3 protein-coding genes are annotated in these 3,235 nt (G+C 62.1%); all 3 read right to left on the reverse strand.

The annotated features are described in order from the left end of the window. Positions 1-732 (reverse strand): serine hydrolase domain-containing protein (locus EOA86_RS27955; protein ID WP_164892039.1); only part of this gene is annotated, 732 nt, incomplete at its 3' end. Between the two features lie 24 nt (positions 733-756). Then, positions 757-1,953 carry a serine hydrolase gene (locus EOA86_RS27960; protein ID WP_128344627.1) on the reverse strand — a complete coding sequence of 399 codons (1,197 nt, stop codon included), beginning with the start codon at positions 1,951-1,953 and terminating at the stop codon, positions 757-759. A gap of 236 nt (positions 1,954-2,189) precedes the next feature. After that, positions 2,190-3,224, reverse strand: a complete 1,035-nt coding sequence (locus EOA86_RS27965; RefSeq protein WP_128344629.1) for an extracellular solute-binding protein — start codon at positions 3,222-3,224, stop codon at positions 2,190-2,192. Between the last annotated feature and the right edge of the window lie 11 nt (positions 3,225-3,235).

Below are 3,235 nucleotides of genomic sequence, written 5' to 3' on the forward strand. Positions count from 1 at the left end.
CTCGTGCATCAGCTCGGCGAAGCGCTGGCCGGATGCGCGTTCGAGCAGGATGCCGAGCAGGTCGGAATTGGGCGAGCGGTAGCGAAACGTCCGGCCATGCGGCTCGGCAAGACGCTGCAGCGTCAGGATGAAATCGACCAGGCTTTCGGTGCCGCCACCCGGATTCCACAGCGTCGCACGGCGATAGCGGGCAAAGGCGCTCTCCGGATCGAGATACGCTTCTTCGAAGTCGAGGCTGATGGTCATGTCGAGCACATTCCGCACGCTGGCGTCGCCATAGGCCGAGCCGGCAGCTTCCGGCAGATAGCGGGTCACCGGCGCCTGCGGATCAAAGATCCCTTCGCCTTCCAGTATGCCGGCCAGGATGGCGGTCAGCGACTTGCTGATCGAGAAGATGATGTGGCGCGCACCGAACTGCATATGCGGTGCGAACCAGTCGCCGACGAATTTGCCGCCTTTCATGATCGTCAGCGCGTCGGTATCGGAACACGTGAGAAAGGCTGCAACAGTCTCCGGTCCGCCGGCCAGGGTGACTCGCTCGCCGAGCAGCCCGTCAAGAGCCCGCGCTGACGCCTCACGGCTGGCTGGCACGGCTGCCACGCGTGCGCTCGGCACTAACTCTCCGACATTCTGGAACGACCACCGGCTGAACGGGCTTTCGCGCCAGTTGCCGAGCAGAACTTGGTTGCGGCCAAAGTCATATCTGGTCTCGAACGCGGTCCTGCCGGTCATGCGTTTCCTTCCGGTTTTTGGAACTTAGGCCAGCGCGGCGGCGATCGCGTGCACGGCTTTCATCGTCGCCACCGAATAGGCGATGTCGGTGAAGTCCGGGTAGCTCGAAAGCTTCACCACGACCATTCTCGTGTTCCAGTCGATATGGATCAGCTGCCCGAACACGCCCCGGCACATCAGCGCGCGTGAGCGCGGATTCTCGATCCAGAACTGGTTGCGGTAGCTGCCTTCCGGCAGGCTGGGATTGAAATCCGGCCCATGCCTGCCATTGCGCGTCGCCTCGATCCAGTCGGCCGGCACCACGCCGCCGCCATTGTCGAGGATCAGCTGGCCGAAGCGGCCATAGTCGCGCAGCGTGGCGTTGAAGCCGCCATCGGCCACGGCGTAGCCGGCGCTGTCGACGGTGAAACAGGCGCTTTCATCCGCCCCGAGCTTTTGCCAGAGTTCCTCCGAAACCAGGTGCGCCAGCCGCTTGCCGGTCACCCGCTCCATGATAAAGGCGAGCACGTCGGTCTCGATCGAACGGTATTCGAAGGCAGCGCCATGCGGCCGGCTTGTCTCCTTGAGCCGCAGGATCAATTCGAACATATGCGACGGCCACTCGAAGGCCGGATCGCTGTCCGGCGGCACCGGTTTCCAGCCGCTGGCGACATCGACCTGGCCGATATCGGAATAGCGGTCGGTGTATTCCTCGGAAAAACGCACGCCTGTCGTCATGTCGAGCACGTGCTGCACGCTGGCGCCCGCCCAGCCGGTCGCACCAAGCTCCGGCAGATACGCCGTCACCGGCCTGGCCGGATCGATCAGGCCGCGCCCGACCAGTATGCCGAACACCGAAGCGGTGACCGACTTCGCCATCGACTGCGACAGATGCAGCGTGCGCTCGGCCATGCCGTTGAAATAGCGCTCATAGGCGATTTTGCCGTCCTTGAGCACGAGCAACCCGTCCGTATAGGTTTCGTCGAGCAGCCCGGCCAGCGTCGTCGGTGCGCCCGTGCTGTCGTTCACCGGCAGCGCATCGAGATCGACTTCGGCTCGCTCGAACCGGCGGCGATGGCCATTGCCGCGCCAGACTTCGACAGTCGGCAGAATTTCGCGGATGTGCTGGAACGCCCACCGGTTCCAGGGTCCCCTGTCCCAGTCGAGCTTCGGCGGCACCATCTTGGGCGGCGACCCCTGCATGATCGGCGGCACCGGTTCGCTGTTGCGGTAAGACTGCATGAGAATTTCCCTGCCGCCGCATGCCGCTCTTCCGTTCACTTGGATGAGGAGCGGTCTGCACAGCGGACGAAAAGCCCCCGAATGGGCCTTTCGAGTGACGAACGCCCGACGCCATGGCGAAGGGCAGTGCCGGCAGGCCAGGTGAGGGGCGGCGCGAACGCTGGGAATTCAGCGCTACCCCTCATCCGGCCCTTGACCGCCTTCTTCCCGCTCGCGCGGAAGAAGGCGGAGTGCCGCTATTTCTGAACGTCCGTCCAGATGCGCGTGTAGAGTTGCTGCACCTCGGGCGAGCAAGGGGTGAGGAACTCGCCCGCTTTCTCCAGTTCTGGCGGTACCACCAGTTCGGGCGCATCCTTCATGTCGGCTGGCATGAATGCCTTCGAGCCCTTGATGCCATTGGCATATTTGGCGAAGGCGGAGATCATGGCCGCGTTCTCGGGATCCATGATGAAGTTCATGAACAGCTTGGCGTTGTCGACATTCTTGGCATCCTTGAGGATGGCAACACTGTCCATGAAAAAGGGGAAGCCCTCCTTCGGGTAGCCGAACTTGATGTCGGGGTTCTTGATGCGCGAGCGCATGATGGCGCCGTTCCAGTAGTAGACGGCCGAATAGTCGCCGGCCGGTAGCTTCTCGGTCACGCTATAATCCATGGCCAGCCATTTCGGCTTGGCCTCCACCAGCTTGTCGCGCACTTTCTTGAGCAGTTCCTTGTCGTCCGTGCACCAGTCGCCGCCCAGATACTTGATGGTGGCGAACAGCACGTCGTTCATTTCCGGCGCGACATTGATCTTGCCAACCAGTTCCTTCGGCGGATCGAGGAAGATGGCCGAGGTGTTGATGTCGCCGTCATAGACCTTTGTGTTGACGCCGATACCGGTCAGGCCCCACTGCCACGGAGCCGTATAGTGACGGCCCGGATCCCAGGGAACGTTCACCCAGCGCTCGTCGACATTCTTGAAGTTCTCCATCTGGTCGGGCCGGGCCTCAAGCAGAAGCCCTTCCTTCACCCAGATCGGCACGTAGTTGGCCGACGGCACCACAATGTCGAAGCCATGACCACCGGCGCGTACCTTTGCTAGCGCGGTGTCGTTGGAGTCGTAGTCGGTGATCGTCACCTTGACCTTATAGGTATCCTCGAACTTCTTGATCATCTCGGGGCTGGTGTAGTCGCCCCAATTAAAGATGTTGAGTTCGCCTTCCGCATACGCGCTGCCCGCAAAGGCAAACAATGCGAATACCGCCGTGGCAGCCGTGGTCTTCCATTTCATTGCTATTCTCC

Origin of the sequence: Mesorhizobium sp. M5C.F.Ca.IN.020.32.2.1 (assembly GCF_004023105.1) — a bacterium.
In the GTDB taxonomy this organism is placed as follows: Bacteria; Pseudomonadota; Alphaproteobacteria; order Rhizobiales; family Rhizobiaceae; genus Mesorhizobium; species Mesorhizobium wenxiniae.

What these genes read in the sequence shown, in the direction of transcription:
- EOA86_RS27960 (WP_128344627.1), bottom strand. Translation starts at nt 1,953, where the DNA reads ATGCAGTCTTACCGCAACAGCGAACCGGTGCCGCCGATCATGCAGGGG.
- EOA86_RS27965 (WP_128344629.1), bottom strand. Translation starts at nt 3,224, where the DNA reads ATGAAATGGAAGACCACGGCTGCCACGGCGGTATTCGCATTGTTTGCC.